General features: G+C 40.7%; 1 protein-coding gene. It reads left to right on the top strand.

Annotated elements, in window-relative coordinates; translation table 11 throughout:
* A partial coding sequence (locus tag IKB69_RS03690) for an autotransporter outer membrane beta-barrel domain-containing protein (protein ID WP_290946226.1) occupies positions 1 to 2,047 on the top strand: 2,047 nt, incomplete at its 5' end.
* Between the last annotated feature and the right edge of the window lie 5 nt (positions 2,048 to 2,052).

Genomic DNA, 2,052 nt, shown 5'->3' with positions numbered 1-2,052 from the left:
CTCCACCGCATCATTCCACCATCTCACCATAACTCCGGGCGGACAAATCACAATGGATGCTAACAATGCCAAGCTAGTTTTGGAGAAGCACGGAGATGAAGTAGGAGTGCTAGAGCTGGGCGTGTCGATTAAAGATTCTGGCTTACACAATGGCTATGGCAAACCACTGCTAGCTATCACTAATGCTGGGGATACCCTACAAAACATCGACTTTAAGCCCGGAGAAGTGAAGCGGTTTGTTGATGCAGGAGAGATCAAGTATAACTTTGTGGATTCTAATGGACAAACTTCTGTGATCCATTGTGATGGGAGTGAAAGAGAAAAATGCGAGAGCATTAAAGATCGTATAGCAATCTATGCAGACAGTGCGCCAACAATCAATGATTCTAACTATACTACACGGCGATTAGATCTCTCTGCCATAGGGCTTAAGTATGAAAAGGTGCTTGGTTATAATTACATTGGTATTAAATTAAGCTCCAATAATGCTGATAACCCCTATCAAATCGACGATATCCGCTACTATCTCTACCGAAAATGTGGGCAAGAATGTGTGGAGAAGATAGGCTCTATCTCTAGCACTGCTACAATCACTCAAGGCGCACAAACACAGCTTGATGGTGATGGCAATCAAGTCTATGTATATGAATACAAAGACGACAAAGGCACACTTAATAAAATCTTTTGCCAATCTACTGACACAAGCGCGTGCAAAACACTCAATAAGGTAAGCAAGGATATAACCCAAGTTAATGCCACATATATAGAGTCTGATATTTTTGACTGGCTAAACTTTCTTTCTATCTATGATAAAGGTATCACTTGGACAGGGGCAAATGTCTTAAACTATGACTTAGACTTTTTCTTACACACAGCTACTCAGCTTAATAACACCCTAGATCAAATCACTTCTGTTGATAGAAAGGCTTCTGCTGCTGCTTCTACAAGGCTTGCTGCTGATATTGCAAGATCAAATCGCTTAGTTAAGCTCTCAAACTTTAGTGGTGGTAATACTAGCAATACCTTTGCAGCCCTAGGAGCTAAGTCCCTAGCTAAGCTCCCCCACTATGCAGAATCTAGCAACATAGCAAGTGATGCATCTCCTAGGAAAAATCCTGCTTTTTTGTATAAGTTTAGTAATCGCCACGATTTTATGAACAATATATGGGCGACAGCCATTGGTAGCACAAGCTTTGTCAAAAATGGGCAAGCCACACTCTATGGGATCAATGTAGGCTATGACCGATTTATCCCCCTAGGAGAGAGTGGGCTAATCCTTGGGGGCTCTACTTCTTATGGCTATGGGATTTATAATGCAGATTTGCTCAAAAACAATAGTCATAATACAAATGTAGGATTCTACTCTAGAGCCTTTGTTGCTAATCACGAAATAGACTTCACTGCTAACTACACACTAGGGATTAATAACGAAGATATTATTGCAAGAGAAAATCCATTTTTACAATCTCTAGCGCAAAGCTATGGCTACAATACTCATACAATCAACATAAATGCCAACTATGGCTACATCTTTGGCACGAACAATAAATCATTGGTCTTTAAGCCTATGGGTGGGCTTAGCTACTATGCTATTAATGTCGGTGAGCTAAATGGTGGTAATAGGCACATTACTCCCCATACACAATCCACCCGCACGCCAGATTCTAGCAATATCGGTATAGCAAGCCCCTATACACAAAGACACTTACTAGCCTTAATGCTAGCTTTAGAAACAAGGCAGTATTTCTCTCAGACTAGCTATTGGTTCATCAACATTGGTGCGCAAAAAGATCTTTATAGTTCTAATGGCAATGGAGAAATGTCGATTTTTGATAGAGTGCGATTAGATAGGGCACGATTTGTAGGGAATAATTCTCTAAGCTATCGTGGTCACGATGAGCTTAATACCCATCTACTAGGTACAGCAGGTGGAGAAGTGCTACTAGGCAAACAAACATTTGTCAATTTTGCTTTAGGGACAAAAATAGGACTAAGCTATAAGGATATTAACCTAACAGCAAACCTAGGGGTAAGGTATGTGTTTTAGGGGCT

Source organism: Helicobacter sp. (assembly GCF_017502485.1).
Classification (GTDB): domain Bacteria; phylum Campylobacterota; class Campylobacteria; order Campylobacterales; family Helicobacteraceae; genus Helicobacter_B.
Note: the sequence above shows the minus strand (reverse complement) of the source record. Positions and strands in the feature narration are given on the sequence as shown.